17 protein-coding genes and 1 other annotated feature (1 of these 18 only partly in view) are annotated in these 17,180 nt (G+C 53.0%); of the genes, 4 read left to right on the top strand and 13 right to left on the bottom strand.

Features of this window, described 5'->3' with window-relative positions; all coding sequences use genetic code 11:
- Positions 1–87, bottom strand: a sequence feature (Thr leader region); it reaches 40 nt to the left of the window's first position.
- The 3 genes from thrL to yjjY form a co-directional block, all read right to left on the bottom strand.
- Positions 17–82: a thr operon leader peptide gene (gene thrL, locus IMQ48_RS02530; RefSeq protein WP_096759473.1), complete on the bottom strand. Its 66-nt coding sequence runs from the start codon at positions 80–82 to the stop codon at positions 17–19. It overlaps the preceding feature by 66 nt.
- A 206-nt stretch (positions 88–293) precedes the next feature.
- Positions 294–980, bottom strand: coding sequence for a tRNA/rRNA methyltransferase (locus tag IMQ48_RS02535; protein ID WP_196207781.1), 687 nt, complete (start codon positions 978–980; stop codon positions 294–296).
- Between the two features lie 399 nt (positions 981–1,379).
- Positions 1,380–1,520, bottom strand: coding sequence for a protein YjjY (yjjY, locus tag IMQ48_RS02540; RefSeq protein ID WP_001541509.1), 141 nt, complete (start codon positions 1,518–1,520; stop codon positions 1,380–1,382).
- Between the two features lie 95 nt (positions 1,521–1,615).
- On the opposite strand from yjjY, the gene arcA reads away from it, so the two are divergent.
- The gene (gene arcA, locus IMQ48_RS02545) at positions 1,616–2,332 is read left to right on the top strand and encodes a two-component system response regulator ArcA (protein WP_001194359.1); all 717 of its coding nucleotides are present in this window, start codon (positions 1,616–1,618) and stop codon (positions 2,330–2,332) included.
- A 60-nt stretch (positions 2,333–2,392) separates the two neighbouring features.
- On the opposite strand, the gene creD is transcribed toward arcA, so the two are convergent.
- The 4 genes from creD to creA are packed head-to-tail and all read right to left on the bottom strand — an operon-like array spanning position 2,393 to position 6,396.
- Positions 2,393–3,739: a cell envelope integrity protein CreD gene (gene creD / locus IMQ48_RS02550; protein ID WP_196207782.1), complete on the bottom strand. Its 1,347-nt coding sequence runs from the start codon at positions 3,737–3,739 to the stop codon at positions 2,393–2,395.
- 57 nt (positions 3,740–3,796) lie between these two features.
- The gene (gene creC, locus IMQ48_RS02555; RefSeq protein ID WP_196207783.1) at positions 3,797–5,221 is read right to left on the bottom strand and encodes a two-component system sensor histidine kinase CreC; all 1,425 of its coding nucleotides are present in this window, start codon (positions 5,219–5,221) and stop codon (positions 3,797–3,799) included.
- The gene (gene creB / locus IMQ48_RS02560; RefSeq protein WP_196207784.1) at positions 5,221–5,910 is read right to left on the bottom strand and encodes a two-component system response regulator CreB; all 690 of its coding nucleotides are present in this window, start codon (positions 5,908–5,910) and stop codon (positions 5,221–5,223) included. The genes creC and creB overlap by 1 nt, the downstream gene beginning before the upstream one ends.
- 12 nt (positions 5,911–5,922) lie before the next feature.
- A complete protein-coding gene (gene creA / locus IMQ48_RS02565; protein ID WP_196207785.1) occupies positions 5,923–6,396 on the bottom strand; it encodes a protein CreA in 474 nt (157 codons plus the stop codon).
- A gap of 211 nt (positions 6,397–6,607) precedes the next feature.
- Between creA and robA the strand changes: the two genes are divergently transcribed.
- The gene (gene robA, locus IMQ48_RS02570) at positions 6,608–7,477 is read left to right on the top strand and encodes an MDR efflux pump AcrAB transcriptional activator RobA (RefSeq protein WP_196207786.1); all 870 of its coding nucleotides are present in this window, start codon (positions 6,608–6,610) and stop codon (positions 7,475–7,477) included.
- On the opposite strand, the gene gpmB is transcribed toward robA, so the two are convergent.
- Positions 7,474–8,121 carry a 2,3-diphosphoglycerate-dependent phosphoglycerate mutase GpmB gene (gene gpmB / locus IMQ48_RS02575; RefSeq protein WP_196207787.1) on the bottom strand — a complete coding sequence of 216 codons (648 nt, stop codon included), beginning with the start codon at positions 8,119–8,121 and terminating at the stop codon, positions 7,474–7,476. The genes robA and gpmB overlap by 4 nt on opposite strands.
- 52 nt (positions 8,122–8,173) lie before the next feature.
- On the opposite strand from gpmB, the gene yjjX reads away from it, so the two are divergent.
- Positions 8,174–8,689, top strand: coding sequence for an inosine/xanthosine triphosphatase (yjjX, locus tag IMQ48_RS02580; RefSeq protein ID WP_196207788.1), 516 nt, complete (start codon positions 8,174–8,176; stop codon positions 8,687–8,689).
- A 101-nt stretch (positions 8,690–8,790) separates the two neighbouring features.
- Here the strand turns inward: yjjX and trpR are convergent, their stop codons facing one another.
- Positions 8,791–9,117, bottom strand: coding sequence for a trp operon repressor (gene trpR, locus IMQ48_RS02585; protein ID WP_196207789.1), 327 nt, complete (start codon positions 9,115–9,117; stop codon positions 8,791–8,793).
- 89 nt (positions 9,118–9,206) lie between these two features.
- Positions 9,207–11,144: a murein transglycosylase gene (sltY, locus tag IMQ48_RS02590; protein ID WP_196207790.1), complete on the bottom strand. Its 1,938-nt coding sequence runs from the start codon at positions 11,142–11,144 to the stop codon at positions 9,207–9,209.
- A gap of 331 nt (positions 11,145–11,475) precedes the next feature.
- On the opposite strand from sltY, the gene ettA reads away from it, so the two are divergent.
- Positions 11,476–13,143 carry an energy-dependent translational throttle protein EttA gene (gene ettA / locus IMQ48_RS02595; RefSeq protein WP_182270470.1) on the top strand — a complete coding sequence of 556 codons (1,668 nt, stop codon included), beginning with the start codon at positions 11,476–11,478 and terminating at the stop codon, positions 13,141–13,143.
- A 100-nt stretch (positions 13,144–13,243) separates the two neighbouring features.
- Here ettA and nadR read toward each other — a convergent pair whose 3' ends face one another.
- The 3 genes from nadR to serB all read right to left on the bottom strand — a co-directional run bounded on the left by nadR (position 13,244) and on the right by serB (position 17,119).
- Positions 13,244–14,476 carry a multifunctional transcriptional regulator/nicotinamide-nucleotide adenylyltransferase/ribosylnicotinamide kinase NadR gene (gene nadR / locus IMQ48_RS02600; RefSeq protein WP_196207791.1) on the bottom strand — a complete coding sequence of 411 codons (1,233 nt, stop codon included), beginning with the start codon at positions 14,474–14,476 and terminating at the stop codon, positions 13,244–13,246.
- 280 nt (positions 14,477–14,756) lie between these two features.
- A complete protein-coding gene (gene radA / locus IMQ48_RS02605; protein ID WP_196207792.1) occupies positions 14,757–16,139 on the bottom strand; it encodes a DNA repair protein RadA in 1,383 nt (460 codons plus the stop codon).
- Positions 16,140–16,150: 11 nt separating this feature from the next.
- The gene (gene serB, locus IMQ48_RS02610) at positions 16,151–17,119 is read right to left on the bottom strand and encodes a phosphoserine phosphatase (protein ID WP_196207793.1); all 969 of its coding nucleotides are present in this window, start codon (positions 17,117–17,119) and stop codon (positions 16,151–16,153) included.
- Positions 17,120–17,180: the final 61 nt, after the last annotated feature.

Consider the following 17,180-nt stretch of genomic DNA (forward strand, 5'->3'; position numbering starts at 1 on the left):
GTGTTTCCTGTACGCGTCAGCCCGCACCGTTACCTGTGGTAATGGTGATGGTTGTAGTAATGGTGGTGCCGATGCGTTTCATGATGTTGTGTGCTCTGTAATTATTATCTGTCTGTGCTCTATTCTTTTAGGGTTAAAGTATCTCGTGACCTAAGTCAATAAATTTCTAAATTGATCACGTTCCGAAACTTGTTCACGAGTCACTGCTTACCGTTTTACTTTCAACCAATACAGCGCGTCAGACACGCTTGAAGTCAGAATAAAAAACCAACACAGACTATATTGGCAATGTTTTATTTTGTGACATTTTTTTCAATGTCATGTAAAAAACGGTGCAACATTACCGTGTCTCGCTGTCCTAACAGGCCCATTCGTTGTTGCAACCAGTCCGTGAGTTTGATGTCATCGGCAACGTCCAGCGTGGTCAATAAACGTAATACACGCGCCCGTAATGCCTGGAGCTGAAGCTCATCCGTCACCTCAGTGGTTTTAGCGGGCTGTTGTATTAAACCGGCTAATTGATAGCAATACACCATCACCGCCTGCCCCAAATTCAGTGAAGGATAGTCAGCGACCATCGGTACGCCGGTCAACACGTCCGCCAGCGCCAGTTCTTCATTCGTCAGGCCAGAATCCTCACGGCCAAAAACCAGCGCAGCGTGATCCATCCACGCCGATTTTTCCTCCAGCAACGGAACCAATTCGACCGGAGTAGCGTAATAATGAAACTTTGCGCGACTGCGCGCCGTGGTAGCAACAGTAAAATCCACGTCGTGCAGCGCCTCGGCTAACGTTGTAAAAACGTTAATATTATCAATAATGTCACCCGAACCGTGAGCCACCCAGCGCGTGGCAGGTTCCAGGTGAGCCTGACTGTCAACGATCCGCAACTCGGTGAATCCCATGGTTTTCATCGCACGGGCAGCCGCACCAATATTTTCCGCTCTGGCAGGGGCTACCAGAATAATTGTTAAACGCATTTTGCTACTCTTTTTAGTCAGTTTGCCGATAATAATGTGATGCGCATCAACATATTACGCAGCGCGAATTTACATATTTTTAACAGAGATCACTGAAAAAGCATTTCACATTAAGTAAAAAATGCTAAACTGTTTCGTACCTGTACTATTGCTTTTTATGTTAACAGAAGTTGCATATCCTTCTGTTTATTCATGATAATTTAATTTAAGATGGTTCTCATCAGTTGGATTCACTACATTTATTAGTTAGCGCGTGCAACTAGTTGTATTATTGCAATTTTGTGATGAAAGCTAACATTTGGATACGATGATTTCATCAAACTGTTAACGTGCTACAATTGAACTTGATATATGTCAACGAAGCGTAGTTTTATTGGGTGTCCGGTACGTCTTAGCCTGTTATGTTGCTGTTAAAATGGTTAGGATGACAGCCGTTTTTGACACTGTCGGGTCCAGAGGGAAAGTGCCCACGACCAAGCTAATGATGTTGTTGACGTTGATGGAAAGTGCATCAAGAACGCAATTACGTACTTTAGTCATGTTACGCCGATCATGTTAATTTACGACATGCATCAGGCAGGTCAGGGACTTTTGTACTTCCTGTTTCGATTTAGTTGGCAATTTAGGTAGCAAACATGCAGACCCCGCACATTCTTATCGTTGAAGACGAGTTAGTAACACGTAACACGTTGAAAAGCATTTTCGAAGCGGAAGGCTATGATGTATTCGAGGCGACAGATGGCGCGGAAATGCATCAGATCCTCTCTGAATATGACATCAACCTTGTGATTATGGATATCAATCTGCCAGGCAAAAACGGTCTTCTGTTAGCGCGCGAACTCCGCGAGCAAGCTAACGTTGCGCTGATGTTCCTGACGGGCCGCGATAACGAAGTCGATAAAATTCTCGGCCTCGAAATCGGCGCTGATGATTACATCACTAAGCCGTTTAACCCGCGTGAACTGACTATCCGTGCTCGTAACCTGCTGTCCCGTACCATGAACCTGGGCACGGTCAGCGAAGAACGCCGTAGCGTCGAAAGCTACAAGTTCAATGGTTGGGAACTGGATATCAACAGCCGTTCTCTGATCGGTCCTGACGGCGAGCAGTATAAACTGCCACGTAGCGAATTCCGTGCCATGCTTCACTTCTGTGAGAATCCGGGCAAGATCCAGTCTCGCGCAGAACTGCTGAAAAAAATGACCGGTCGCGAACTGAAACCGCATGACCGTACCGTTGACGTGACTATCCGCCGCATTCGTAAGCATTTCGAATCTACGCCGGATACGCCAGAAATCATCGCCACCATTCACGGTGAAGGTTACCGTTTCTGCGGCGACCTGCAGGATTAATCCAATCCTTGCGGGAATAAAAACGGCGCTTTACGCGCCGTTTTTCATTTCTTTATTACCCTATTTCCACAACCGTAACTCGTCATTATCAACGTTCTGAGTTTCCTTTGTCCTGGGCTGAGCCAGCGCGTGCCAGTCAAGATGACGCGTCAGGAACATAATCCCGCACAGTGCCAATAACAGCACACCGGTTCCCAGTAGCAAAGAGCTGTCCTGCGAACGCAGCAACACCCACATGACCCCATCCAGCGCCAGCAGCGCCACCGTAAACAAAATACTGTTACGCCATCCTTGTAATACCGCCTGTAAATACACGCCGTTCATCAGGGCACCAATCAGGCTGGCAATAATCCACGCCGCGGTAAAACCAATATGTTCTGACAGCGCCAGCAGCAGCAGATAAAACATCACCAGCGATAACCCTACCAACAGATACTGCATAGGGTGCAGGCGCAGACTGGTCATACTCTCCAGCACAAAGAAAGACATAAAGGTTAGTACGATCAGTAATATGGCATACTTCGTCGCTCTGTCAGTGAGCTGATACTGATCGGCCGGTGTTGCCACCGCTACGCTAAACGCCGGCATTCCCTGCCAGCCAATCTTTTCCCCGTCAAAACGCTCACCGAGGTTATTGGCAAACCAACTGCTTTGCCATTGGGCCGTAAACCCTGACGTACTAACTTCACGCTTAGTGGGCAGAAAATCCCCCAGGAAATTGGGATGCGGCCAGTTGCTGGTTAAGGTCATTTCACTGTTACGTCCAATGGGGACAACGGAGAAATCACCGGTACCGCTCAAATTTAGCGACATTGCCAGGCTGAGATTTTGCTTCGTCCATCCCGCATCCGGTAGCGGAATGTGGATCCCCTGCGCACGCCCATCCAGCCCCGTTCCTGGCTCAACGGCCAGCGACATCCCGTTGATCTGTGGCACTTTCACCACGCCAATCCCGCGCGCATCACCAACACCAACCACAATAAACGGTTTCCCTAACGTTATATTGGGATGATTCAACTCACTCAGTCGTTCAGCATTAAACTCCGCTTTCAGCGACACATCATTGTGCCAGACCTGCCCCTCATAAATACCGACTTTACGTCCTTCAACATTTTGATTGCCTTCAACCATCAACGACTCTGGTAGCCAGAAATGGATATAGCTGCGCTTATGCGAGACCTGTTTCTCATCCTCCAGCGTGGTATACAGTTCGGTCACAGGGATAGCGATCAGCGGCCCAACTAACTTCTGTGGCCCACTGGTACTCTGCCGGATGGCATCTTCGACCTCATTACGATAATCCGACCGCTCAACAATTATCTGCCTGACCATCGTCAGCGGAATTAACAGCAGCAGCATGGCGCCACCTAAGGTGACAATTTTCCAAAACAGGGGGGATTTCAACATAGCGTTCTCCTTTGCAATAACGACAAGGTAGAACGGCTATGTGCGCAGAATTTGAAGTTATGTGAAGTGACGGTGAAGAGTGAACGACGCCTGTACCCCGCCTTCAGGGCGATTGCTCAACGTCACGTCACCTTCAAGCAAGCGCGCAACTTCGCTGACAAACGCCAGCCCCAAACCGCTGCTCTTGAGTCCATTCTCGCGGGGCAGCGAATAGAAGCGCTCAAATATGCGCGGTAACGCAAAGTCAGGGATCCCACTGCCGCTGTCCGTCACCTGCAACGTAACCTTCTCTCCTTGCTGTTGCGCGCTCAGAACAATGGTCCCCCACTCTGGCGTGAAGTCGATGGCGTTATCCAGCAGATTGCCCACGGCTTGCTCCAGCAACGCAGGTTCAGCAGAAACCATCAACAATGAGGGCTCGATATTCAGTGTGATATTTTTAGCTGCCAGCTGGACGCTACGCGACTCACGCAACTGGGCAAACAGTGTGTTAACCGCAACAGGCGTAAACGCAACAGCCTGCCGGTTTTCCAGTCGAGCCTGGCGCAGCAAGGTTTCGACCAGCACCTGCATACGCGCATTTTGCGTCAGAATATTATCGGTGAAACGCGCTACCACGTTGGGCGGCGGCCCCTCACGTAAAATTTCCGCCGCGCCGCGGATGGCCGCCAGCGGACTTTTCAGTTCATGTGTTAAGGCATACACATACTGTTCAATATAATTCTTACCCTCCAGCTTCAGGCGCATACTTTCCAGCGCCTGCGCCAGTTTTCGCAATTCACTGCTGCCTAAATCAGGCAACGCCACTGGCCGATTATCCGTCACGGAGTCGGCATAGCGCGCCAGCCGGGCAATAGAGCGGTTGATCCACCATACCATCCCTGCGCCAATCACCAACGCGATCCCCAGCAACACGGCGCTCGCCCACAGCATCCGCCGCTCGCTGCGTTTAATCACCGGGGCCATCGCCGCATTGGGTTTACCGACGCTAAGCACCCCGATGATGCGCTCACCGTCGATAATCGGTGCCGCAACGTACATCACAGAGCTTTCCGGGTCGGCCGGATTTTGCAGCGTACTGCGCGCGCCATATTGCCCGCGCAGCGTTAACCATACGTCGTTCCAGCGGGAATAATCTTCCCCTACTGCCTTATTGGCCGAATCAAACAGCACCTTGCCCTGAGCATCCGTCATATAGACGTGATATTCATTGCGCACTTTGTTAATACCGCTGATATTGGCGCGAAAAGGGCGATTATGCAGTTGCGAGAAAGCCTGCGCCAGCTTGCCGTTGGTAGCAGAGCCAGAGAGAACGTCGTCGCGCGCCAGCGCCGCTAACAGCGTGGCGGTGTCAATCAGCGTGCCTTCGGTCGCCCGGCGTACGCCAGGCTTAATCTCCTGCACAAAAATAGACAGAACAAACCAAGCGGCAACGGCGACAATCAGAAAGTAGCCCAATAGCAACCGCATGCCAATACGCATCAGGCGTTCCTCAGGCTATATCCCATACCGCGATGAGTGTTTATCGGCGATAGATCGGGGTTAATAGCCCGCAGTTTGGCACGCAGCGTTTTGATGTGCGTGTCCACCGTTCTGTCGTAGGTATCCTGCGCATCGGCCCAGACTAAATCCATCAGTTGCTGGCGCGAATAAATACGCCCCGGCGACATCAGCAAGGTTTTCAGCAGCAGGAACTCATAGCGAGTCAGGTTTAACGGACTGCCAAACCACGCAATCTGTGCAGCAGGTTCATTGAGCTCAAAATTGCCAAAACGTGTTGCTGATGGCGGCACGGAAAATTTTCTCACCCGCCTGAGCAGCGTGCGTACCCGGGCGCACACTTCGCGCGGTGAGAAGGGTTTGGCGACGTAATCATCCGCACCAATCTCCAGACCTAACAGGCGGTCCACTTCGTCGCTGCGAGCAGTCAAAAAAAGAACAGGCAGCGCCGGGTGGCGCTCCAGCAGACGTCGACACAGCTCAAAACCGCTGATGTCGGGCAGTCCGACGTCAAGGATTATCGCATCCGGGCATCGCTGTTGTGCGCTTTCCAGCACAGGCAACCCACGTTCAAACGCTTCCACGCTAAAACCTTCCTGTTGCAGCATGTAGATAAGCGTATCCGCGATCCCCTGCTCATCCTCAACCAACCAGATCAACGCCTGTTGCATTTTGCTTCCTTGTTACTGCCGCCACGGCATGATAGGCACCGCACTGATGGCATTTTTAGGCGAACCGTCGACAACCTTGTCGGAATAGGCCAGATACGCCAGCGTGTTACGCTTCGCATCATAAAAACGCACGACCTGTAATGATTTGAACACCAGCGACGTCCGTTTCTTGAAGACGACCTCACCCTGCGCTTTACCGTTCTTAATTCTGTCGCTCAGTTCAACCGGCCCCACTTGCTGGCAGGAAATGGCCGCATCAGAGGTATCTTCAGCCAGTCCCAACCCACCCTTAATACCGCCGGTTTTTGCGCGGCTAACATAGCAGGTCACATTGTTCACGTCGGGATCGTCAAACGCTTCGACGACAATTTTATGATCCGGGCCAAACATTTTAAATACCGTATCGACAGAACCAATCTGCTCCGCATGGGCCACCTGCCCCAACATCAGCAAAATTGAGGAAATGACTAAGCTCTTATATTTCATATTGTTACCATTCTTTAAAGTTACTCTGTGTAATTATTCAACATCTTAAAATAAAACGTATACAGATCACAGGATTACAATAATCACGCTTTCGTATGTCCGAAAACAGCATTTATGAGCAAAAAAAACACTGAATGCTAAAACAACAAAAAATGCTATTATCCTCTTACCTGACGTCAGGTATTCGCTGTTGAAAGGATGAGGATATTTTATGGATCAGGCTGGCATTATTCGCGACCTATTAATCTGGCTGGAAGGTCATCTGGATCAGCCTCTGTCGCTTGACAATGTGGCGGCAAAAGCAGGCTATTCCAAGTGGCATTTGCAGAGAATGTTTAAGGACGTGACGGGCCACGCTATTGGCGCCTATATCCGCGCCCGTCGTTTATCGAAGTCCGCTGTGGCGCTACGCCTGACTGCGCGTCCGATTCTGGATATTGCCCTGCAATACCGTTTTGACTCTCAACAGACGTTTACCCGAGCATTCAAAAAGCAATTTTCCCAAACGCCCGCACTGTACCGCCGTTCGCCGGAATGGAGCGCTTTTGGTATTCGACCACCGATGCGACTCGGAGAATTCGCCATGCCAGCGCATCAGTTTGTGACGCTGGAAGATACGCAGTTGCTCGGCACCACGCAAAGCTACTCCTGCTCGCTGGAACAAATTTCTGATTTCCGTCATGAAATGCGTATTCAGTTCTGGCGCGACTTCCTCAGCCAGGCCCCTGCGATCCCACCGGTGCTGTACGGACTGAACGAAACACGCCCCAGCTTTGAGAAAGATGACGAACAGGAAGTATTCTATACCACCGCTCTTACGCCAGAACAGGCCAATGGCTATGTCCAGTCGGCGCAGCCGATCCTGTTGCAGGGCGGTGAATACGTGATGTTTACCTATGAAGGCCTGGGAACGGGCGTGCAAGAATTCATTCTGACGGTATACGGCACCTGTATGCCAATGCTAAACCTGACCCGTCGTAAAGGTCAGGATATAGAGCGATACTACCCGGCAGAAGATGCCAAAGCAGGCGATCGCCCTATTAATCTACGCTGCGAATTCCTGATTCCTATCCGCCGTTAACGCTGTAACTCATCCAACGCAGGGGCGTCCAGATGTGAGATGTCCCCTGCCGTTTCGACCACCCAACCCGGCGCCAGCCATAAACTTTCCTGATAATCGACGCGGGAAATTGAGCAGTTGCGCAGACGCAAGCGACGCTCAGCCCAGGCGGGCAGTCCCAGAATCGTACTCACCAGGCAGCCCAGCGCAATACCGTGGCTTACCAGTAGTGGGCGGCTCCCTTGCGGCAGTTCCAGACAGGCTGCCAGCGCGGCATTAACACGATCGGCCAGTTCCTGCATAGATTCCCCTTCCGGAATACGACCATCAACCGTGCCATTCACCAACTGGCGACGCCAACCCTCTTCCTCTGGTGTCAGAGAATCGATGTGGCGTTTTTCCAGCACCCCCATATTCAGCTCGCGCAGGCGGGCATCGAAGGTGATATCACAGCCGCAAGCCTGGGCGATGATTTCTGCTGTGCGTCGTGTACGACCTAAATCGCTACTGATGACGTGAGTAATGCCAAGCGAGCGGGCGCGTTCGCCAACCTGCATAGCTTGCTGTTCACCTTTAGCGGTCAGCGGGCTGTCTGACTGGCCTTGAATACGTCGCTCGGCGTTCCACTGCGTTTCACCGTGGCGAACAAGGTATACCTGTAACATGCGTTTTTTCCGTTATACTGCGATGCGATGAATTTTCAAACTGAGCTTAATTATGCACAAGGTTATCTCTGCGACCACCAATCCTGCCAAAATTCAGGCAATTCTTCGGGCATTTGAAGAGATTTTCGGTGAAGGATCCTGCCATATTGAACCCATCGCCGTCGAGAGCGGTGTGCCGGAACAACCTTTTGGAAGTCAGGAAACGCGCACTGGCGCACGAAATCGCGTAGAAAACGCACGCCGCCTGCATCCACAGGCCGATTTCTGGGTGGCCATTGAAGCCGGCATTGACGATGACGCCACCTTCAGTTGGGTGGTGATTGATAATGGCGTTCAGCGCGGCGAAGCCCGCTCAGCCACGCTGCCGCTGCCAGCGGTGATTCTCGACAGAGTTCGCCAGGGAGAAGCGCTCGGTCCGGTGATGTCACAGTACACGGGCATTGACGAGATAGGCCGTAAAGAAGGGGCGATTGGCGTGTTTACCGCCGGGAAGCTAACCCGCGCCAGTGTCTATCATCAGGCGGTGATCCTGGCGCTCAGCCCGTTTCATAACGCCGCGTATCGGTAATTATTTGCGCTACGTTGTAGGCCTGATAAGCACAGCGCCATCAGGCATTTCGCGGCGATGTTGCCGGATGGCGGCTTCGCCTTATCCAGCCTACGAACGAATCAGCCATTTTTGAGCAACACCTGCTCCAGCCAATGACGCAGTTCCACTGGGGCGGATTTGAGGCTGTTCGAACCTCGCGTAATGGTGGCGATCCCCGCCCCGAGTTCGTTTTTAAGCTCTCGCTGGCTCATCTCGCCGCGTAGCAGCTCTTCAATAATGCGCACGCGCGTTCCCAGAGCTTCACGTTCATCTGGCGTTAACATCAAATTAAGCAGTGGCTGGTGTAAATCTTGCTCATAAGCGTGTTTAAGCAAGTCGACAAAACGTAACCACTCCTGGTGACGCTGTTCTGCCATCTCTGCTGAATAGGGTGATTGCTGAGTCATAAGATATCGCCATCGTTGCGGGGGGAAGCGCGATTGCCTCCCCCTTTGTACTCTTTAACGAGTACGATAGCATAACACACTCACCACGATCAGTAACGGCGTTGCCATTCTGCGTCGTTCATCAACTCCGGCTTATCGCCAAGGAAGTGACGATAGTAGGCATCGTAAGCCAGTACGTTTTTCACATATCCACGGGTCTCAGAGAACGGGATGCTTTCTACAAAGGCCACCGCGTCAATGCGCCCTGCGCTGTTGCCAAGCCAGGTACGAACGCGACCCGGTCCGGCGTTATAGGCTGCTGAAGCGAAGATACGGTTATTGCCAAACTGTTGATACACATACTGCAAATAGCTGGTGCCGATGTTGATATTGGTGTCGGGATCCAACAGCTGATTAGGATTGCTGTAACCCGGAATCGAGAACATCTTCACCGTATGCGTCGCCGTGCCCGGCATAATTTGCATCAGCCCGCTGGCACCCACCGGTGATTTTACCTTCGGGTTCCAGGCACTTTCCTGACGCGCAATGGCCATCGCGTAGCTTGGCTGAATGTCTTTCCCGCTGGTGTAACGGGTAAACAGATCTTTGTAAGCCAGCGGGAAACGCTCTTCCAGATGATCCCAGAGTTTGCCAGCGATCGTGGCCTGTACACTCAGATCCCACCAGTGGTTGTTAAACGCATAACGTGCCAGCTGTGCCTGCTCAGACTTGGTGCGGCTGGTGACCAGATTCGCCCACTCGCTGCGCGCGGTATTATCCATGTTCCAGTACATAAGTTCACGCACACGCGCCATCTCCGGCCCCTGCGTCAGCGCGGAGTCGACATCCGCAGGCGCTTTGTCAATTTTCAGCGTGTACTCTTCACCCAGGCGTTGCGCCGCCACCATCGGATAGAAGCCACGCTGCTGCATTAGCGCATGCAGGATCTCTTTCGCTTCGGCGTCACGTCCACGCTCCAGCAGCAGATCCGCCTGCCAGTAGCGCCATTCATCTTTTTCCTTCGCGTCCATCGGCAGACGCGCCAACCAGGTATTTAGCCCTCGACGATCGCCAGTTCCTAGCGCCATCCGCACGCGCCGCTCCACAAGCGTGGTGGATTGTGAGCGCATTATCGCGTCATCGCGCCATTTGGCCTGCTCGTCAGTGACATCGTTGCCCATTAGACGCCAGGCGACGATATCGCGCAGCTCCTGGGTTTGATCGTCATTAAGCTGCTGCGCCTGCGCCAATGATGGGATCATCAAACGCGCATTTTCCGCGTCCTGGCGCGCTACGCTGGCAAACGCCACCGCCGCCATCTGACGGGTAAAATCCGTAGCTCCGGTGGTACGCGCAAACGTCATCACCGAATTAGGGTTATTTGCCAGTGCAATAATCGCTGAAGCAATGGTCTGATACTCCGCTGGCATTTGTCCGGCCAGCGCGGTAACCAACCCGGTGTTACCCGCTTTCATCGCCAGGCGAATACGTTCGAGATAAGCTAACGGATCCTGAGTGCCAGATGCCCGCCATACGCCGAATAATTTGTCGCAAGCGTTGGGCTGACTCTTCCCGGTCAGCCAAAGATCTTTTGCGCCCTGCCAGGCTTCTTCAGCCTGTCCGGTACTCCATTTCGCATAATAGTAATTACATTGCGCTTCGGTAGTGCCGGGCTTATCCGGGCTGAACGCTAACAACCCGCGCCAGTCTTCCCGACGCGCCAGTTCGTTCACGAAGCGCGATTGCAGCGTGCGCGCAGGCGGCAGCGTTGGGTTAGCACGCACAAAATTGGTGACGGTAACGGTAGGCTGATTCATCAAATCGTCAGTAATCTGACGATATTCAAGATAAGGATACAGAGGGTAGCTTTTCAGACCCGGCATCATCTGCTCGACGACATCCATCTGCCGGTTATCCCAGGCCTGCTTAATTTGTGCATAGCGATTGCGCTGTTCATCCAGAGAATCAGCTCGCGCCACTTGACTGACCGTCATCAGACATACGCTGACCGCCAGCAGGCGCCAGGCTACGTGTTTGGCTTTGTCCACAAGCTCTTCCTCTTATCGTGTTACGACTGTGCAGCATCATGCCGCTTAATAGATTCATGCTAATCAGACATTGCAGAAAGTGCCACGTTCCGGACACTTTTTTACTTTTGTTGCGAGTGAGATCTGCTGGCTGGGATTAGAACGTGAAAAAGGCTACACTTCGCCTTTGATAACTATTCACTACCCTACTCAAAATCATTCTGGCTGCATCAAGGCGGCAAAAGAGAAAATCCCTGCGAGCATAGATGGCTATGTGACCAGGGTTTTCGAATGCAGCCAACACAGAGGCAGCCTGAAGGATGAAGAGTATATAAAAGAGGCGAAGTCCAACGTGGCTCAATTCGTTTATACCATGCATCGTGTCGGCAAAGTCGTTCCGCCGAAACGTCATATTCTTAAAAACATCTCTCTGAGCTTCTTCCCGGGTGCCAAAATCGGTGTACTCGGTCTGAACGGCGCGGGTAAATCCACCCTGCTGCGCATCATGGCCGGTATTGATACCGACATCGAGGGAGAAGCACGTCCACAACCGGGCCTCAAGATCGGTTACCTGCCGCAGGAACCGAAACTGAACCCGGAACATACCGTGCGTGAATCCGTTGAAGAAGCGGTTGCCGAAGTAGTTAACGCCCTGAAAGGCCTGGACGAAGTGTATGCGAAGTACGCCGAGCCGGATGCCGACTTCGATAAGCTTGCCGCGCAACAGGGTAAGTTCGAAGAAATTATTCAGGCGCATGACGGTCACAACCTGAATGTGCAACTGGAGCGTGCCGCTGACGCACTCCGTCTGCCGGACTGGGATGCCAAAATTGAGAAGTTGTCCGGGGGTGAACGCCGTCGCGTCGCGCTATGCCGCCTGCTGCTGGAAAAACCAGACATGCTGCTGCTCGACGAACCAACCAACCACCTGGATGCAGAATCCGTGGCATGGCTGGAACGCTTCCTGCACGACTTCGAAGGGACCGTGGTGGCGATTACCCACGACCGTTACTTCCTCGATAACGTTGCCGGCTGGATCCTGGAGCTTGACCGCGGTGAAGGTATTCCGTGGGAAGGTAACTACTCTTCCTGGCTGGAACAGAAAGATCAGCGTCTGGCACAGGAAGCCTCTCAGGAAGCAGCTCGACGTAAATCCATTGAGAAAGAGCTGGAGTGGGTACGTCAGGGTGCAAAAGGCCGTCAGTCTAAGGGCAAAGCCCGTCTGGCACGCTTTGAAGAACTCAACAATACCGAATACCAGAAACGTAACGAAACCAACGAACTGTTTATTCCACCTGGACCCCGTCTGGGCGATAAAGTCGTTGAAGTTACCAATCTGCGTAAATCCTACGGCGACCGCGTCCTGATCGACGACCTGAGCTTCTCGGTACCGAAAGGTGCGATTGTCGGGATCATCGGTCCGAACGGCGCGGGTAAATCCACCCTGTTCCGCATGCTCTCCGGTGAAGAACAGCCTGACAGCGGCACCATTGAACTGGGTGAAACCGTGAAACTGGCCTCCGTTGACCAGTTCCGTGACGCGATGGATAACAGCAAAACCGTGTGGGAAGAAGTGTCCGGCGGGCTGGATATCATGAAGATCGGCAACACCGAAATGCCAAGCCGCGCTTACGTAGGCCGCTTCAACTTCAAAGGTGTTGATCAGGGCAAACGCGTCGGCGAGCTGTCCGGTGGTGAGCGTGGTCGTCTGCACCTGGCGAAGCTGCTGCAGGTTGGCGGCAACATGCTGCTGCTCGATGAACCAACCAACGACCTGGATATCGAAACCCTGCGCGCGCTGGAAAACGCCCTGCTGGAGTTCCCGGGCTGCGCAATGGTTATCTCGCACGACCGTTGGTTCCTCGACCGTATTGCTACCCACATTCTGGATTACCAGGATGAAGGTAAAGTCGAGTTCTTCGAAGGTAACTTTACCGAATACGAAGAGTACAAGAAACGCACGCTGGGCGCCGATGCGCTGGAGCCAAAGCGTATCAAGTACAAGCGTATTGCTAAGTAATTGCCGTTAAGTGCCGGATGGCGCTGCGCGTGTCCGGCCTACGAGGTGAGTGTAACTTGTAGGCCGGGTAGGCGTTTACGCCGCCATCCGGCATTAAAACCTACCCCTGCTCACCCATCAATTCTTTCACCAGCTCCACACAGCGCAGAAAGCGGTCGTCATAGTCAGGCTCCTCAACGTGGACAAAATTGATGTTATTTTCCTGCAGCATTTCCACCAGCAGCGACTGAAATGCCTTACGGTCAACCGAACTGCCCAGACTGCGTAGTCCATCTGCCACCCACGGGGTGTTGTTTTCCAGCAGAATCACCAGGTCAAAGCGGTACTCGTCGATCAGCGCCTGCACAAACGGATGCTCACGTCCTTCGTACTTTTTACAGAACGCCTGAGTCGTCACAAAATCGGTGTCGATAAATGCCACTTTATTGGCATATTTAACTGCAAAATCAATGTACTGCGCTTGACCAAGCGCGATTTTATCGTAATCGGAATACTGCAGCGCCATCTCATCGCCACCCAAATGGGAGAAGACGTAATCACGGCCATATTCCCACGCACTGGTGGTGTTGAAGATATTGGCGAGCTTATTCACCAGCGTCGATTTGCCGCTAGACTCGCCGCCGAGGATCGCCACGGTACGTACGAAAAACGGCTTTACCTCAGTGGGGATATACTCCCAGTAGCGGAACGGATTTTCACGAATTTGTCCGCCACTGATACTCATAAACGTCCGCCGGGGATCGACCAGCACCGTTTCAATGCCCAAATGCTCCAAATACTGCGGGGCATCTGATTCTTCAGACGTGTAGATCCAATTTGGCTGAATCCCTTTCTCCTGCATAAACGTTTTGATGCCGTTCCCCCAGACATCCCAACCGTGTGGATAGGGTTCCATCCCCTCTTCATTGAAGGCATGAATACGGATATTTTTCTGGTACTTAAAGGTTTGCAGCAGCCAGCGAAGACGGTCAGAAACCGTGGGCTGTTGTGACATGGCACTTTCTTCAAACAAGCTACGGTCGCGCGTATCGTCATAGCCCATGATGATATGCAGCTCATCAACCTGGCTACAGGCGCGCTGGATCAGATAGATATGACCGGTATGCAGCGGATAAAACTTACCGAATACCACGCCGATATTCTTCTGCTGGCGCGGAAACTCCAACCCGAGAAAACGGTGCAACGCCTCCAGCTTTTGCGCGCTGGGGCTTTTGATTTTGGCATTCAGCAGCTGGCTTAAATATCCCTTGGTCATGCCACTGGCATCCGCCACCTGTTGCAGGGTACAGCCCTTTTGCTTAATGGCGGTTTTGATATAGTCGAACGATGACACAAGAGCCTCCTGCTGGAAAAATCGCGTAACACTGCCTGATGGCGCTTCGCTTATCAGGCCTACAGGGTGAAACAAATAATTACCCTATGGATTTCTGGTGGCAGGAAGGCGGCAAGTGAGTGACAAATTCGTCAGGAACGAATTTGACCAGCCGAGGGCTGGCCTCTGGTGAGGGACATGAATGTCCCTCATTTCATCCCGATGAGCTTAGTAAACTAAGTGATTCGGGTGAACGAACGCAGCCAACACACCTGCCGACAGAAAGACGACGGGTAATGAATTATAAGTCGTCAAACACGCTTAACGCATCCGCGAGCTTTTTAACGCCGAAAACCTGCATTCCTTCCGGCACCTTTTTCGGCACATTGGCGGCAGGGACAATCGCCCGACGGAAACCGTGCTTCGCGGCTTCAGAAATACGCTCCTGACCGCTGGGAACCGGGCGAATTTCACCCGCCAACCCCACTTCGCCAAAGACCACGAGATCGTGCGGTAGCGGCCTGTCGCGCAGGCTGGAAACCATCGCCAGCAGTAACGCAAGATCCGCACTGGTTTCGGTGACTTTGACACCGCCGACGACGTTAACGAACACGTCCTGGTCAGACATTTGCAGGCCGCCGTGACGGTGCAACACCGCCAGCAAGATCGCCAAACGGTTTTGTTCCAACCCTACCGCTACGCGCCGAGGGTTCGCCATCATCGAATGATCGACCAGCGCCTGAATCTCCACCAGCAGCGGACGCGTCCCTTCCCAGACCACCATCACCGAGCTGCCGGAGGTCACTTCATCACCACGGCTTAAGAAGATAGCGGAAGGGTTGCTGACCTCGCGCAGGCCCTGTTCGGTCATGGCGAAGACGCCAAGTTCATTCACCGCACCAAAGCGGTTTTTATGGCTACGCAGAGTGCGGAAACGAGAATCCGCATCGCCGTCAAGCAGCACCGAGCAGTCAATGCAGTGCTCCAGCACTTTTGGCCCGGCCAGCGAGCCATCTTTGGTGACGTGACCGACCATAACAATCGCCACACCGCGAGTTTTAGCAAAGCGCGTCAGGTAAGCGGCGGTTTCACGCACCTGCGCCACGCTGCCGGGCGAAGACTGAATATCCGCCATGTGCATCACCTGAATGGAGTCGATAACCATCAGCTTTGGTTGCTCTTCTTCTGCAATCAGGCAAATCTGCTCAATGCTGGTTTCTGACAGCATATTCAGATTCGCCGTCGGCAGACCGAGCCGATGGGCGCGCATCGCCACCTGTTGCAGCGACTCTTCCCCGGTGACGTACAGGGTTTTCATCTGCTCGGCAAGCTTGCACAGCGTTTGCAGCAGCAGGGTGGATTTGCCGGCGCCTGGATTACCGCCGATTAGAATAGCGCTGCCGGGCACCACACCGCCGCCCAGCACGCGGTCGAACTCTTTAAAACCGGTAGAAAAACGCGGCAGCTCTTCCAGACTGATATCCGCCAGCTTTTGCACCTTCGCGACGCCCGCATTACCCGCATAGCCGCTGAGGCGCTCGTTACGCGCCACCGTCGGCGACGCGGCAAGGCGTACCTCAGTAATGGTGTTCCACGCCTGACAAGCGCTACATTGCCCCTGCCAGCGCGGATAATCGGCCCCGCATTCATTACATACAAAGGCGCGTTTAGGAGCTTTTGCCACGTTTTACCTCGTTATTTCTGGTTCATGCTGCCGGAGAGAATGCAGAACACTCCCATCAGGTCAGCGTGACGGATAGTGATCTCCGTCTTTTCATTCACTTTCGGCTTAGCATGGTAGGCGATCCCCAGCCCTGCCGTTTTGATCATCGGTAGATCGTTGGCGCCGTCGCCGATCGCTACCGTCTGCGCCATCGGGATTTCATACTCCTGCGCCAGTCGGGTCAGGGTATTGGCTTTGTACTGCGCATCGACGATATCGCCAATCACGTTACCGGTAAATTTCCCGTCCATGATCTCCAGCTCGTTCGCCACAGCCGCCGTCAGGCGCAGCTTTTCACGCAGATATTCAGCAAAGAAGGTAAAGCCACCGGAGGCTATCGCGACTTTCCAGCCCAGCGTTTCCAGCTTCAGCACCAGCTGCGTTAAGCCGGGCATCAGCGGGAGATTTTCACGTACCTGCATCAAAATATTGGCATCAGCGCCCTTCAGCGTGGCGACCCTGCTGCGCAGGCTGGCGGTAAAATCCAGCTCGCCGCGCATCGCGCGTTCCGTTACTTCTGCAACCATCTCGCCGGTTCCAGCCAGTTTCGCGATTTCATCAATGCACTCGATCTGGATTGCCGTCGAATCCATGTCCATCACCAGCAGGCCTGGCGTGCGCAAATGCGGGATTTTCCCCAGCGGGGCGACATCCAGTTTGGCATCATGCGCCAGTTTTGTCGCACGCGGCGTTAACGACCCCGCCAGGCGAATCACCTGATAATCCTCGACGCACCAGGCCGCCACGATCACCATCGCCGCACCCAGTTTGCCCTGGTACTGCGTTAAGCGTTGCTTATCCAGCCCACGACCATACAGCAGCCAGCCGCTACGGCCCGCGTGGTAATCCAGTGGCATGACTTCATCACCACTTAAAGAGAGGGGCAGACCTGGCCACAGAGAGACATCTTCAGGTAGATCGCACCAGGTAATGTTAGGCATTAAAGCTCCTGTAAAATCGTTCGGGTCGGAATCATCAGGGGAAAATAACGCATGAGGCTAC

It is taken from the genome of Citrobacter sp. Res13-Sevr-PEB04-36, from assembly GCF_015672735.1.
In the GTDB taxonomy this organism is placed as follows: Bacteria; Pseudomonadota; Gammaproteobacteria; order Enterobacterales; family Enterobacteriaceae; genus Citrobacter.

Coding starts and splice junctions, on each gene's coding strand:
- IMQ48_RS02535 (WP_196207781.1), bottom strand. CDS start 980: ATGCGTTTAACAATTATTCTGGTAGCCCCTGCCAGAGCGGAAAATATT.
- yjjY (WP_001541509.1), bottom strand. CDS start 1,520: ATGACTAAAGTACGTAATTGCGTTCTTGATGCACTTTCCATCAACGTC.
- arcA (WP_001194359.1), top strand. CDS start 1,616: ATGCAGACCCCGCACATTCTTATCGTTGAAGACGAGTTAGTAACACGT.
- creD (WP_196207782.1), bottom strand. CDS start 3,739: ATGTTGAAATCCCCCCTGTTTTGGAAAATTGTCACCTTAGGTGGCGCC.
- creC (WP_196207783.1), bottom strand. CDS start 5,221: ATGCGTATTGGCATGCGGTTGCTATTGGGCTACTTTCTGATTGTCGCC.
- creB (WP_196207784.1), bottom strand. CDS start 5,910: ATGCAACAGGCGTTGATCTGGTTGGTTGAGGATGAGCAGGGGATCGCG.
- creA (WP_196207785.1), bottom strand. CDS start 6,396: ATGAAATATAAGAGCTTAGTCATTTCCTCAATTTTGCTGATGTTGGGG.
- robA (WP_196207786.1), top strand. CDS start 6,608: ATGGATCAGGCTGGCATTATTCGCGACCTATTAATCTGGCTGGAAGGT.
- gpmB (WP_196207787.1), bottom strand. CDS start 8,121: ATGTTACAGGTATACCTTGTTCGCCACGGTGAAACGCAGTGGAACGCC.
- yjjX (WP_196207788.1), top strand. CDS start 8,174: ATGCACAAGGTTATCTCTGCGACCACCAATCCTGCCAAAATTCAGGCA.
- trpR (WP_196207789.1), bottom strand. CDS start 9,117: ATGACTCAGCAATCACCCTATTCAGCAGAGATGGCAGAACAGCGTCAC.
- serB (WP_196207793.1), bottom strand. CDS start 17,119: ATGCCTAACATTACCTGGTGCGATCTACCTGAAGATGTCTCTCTGTGG.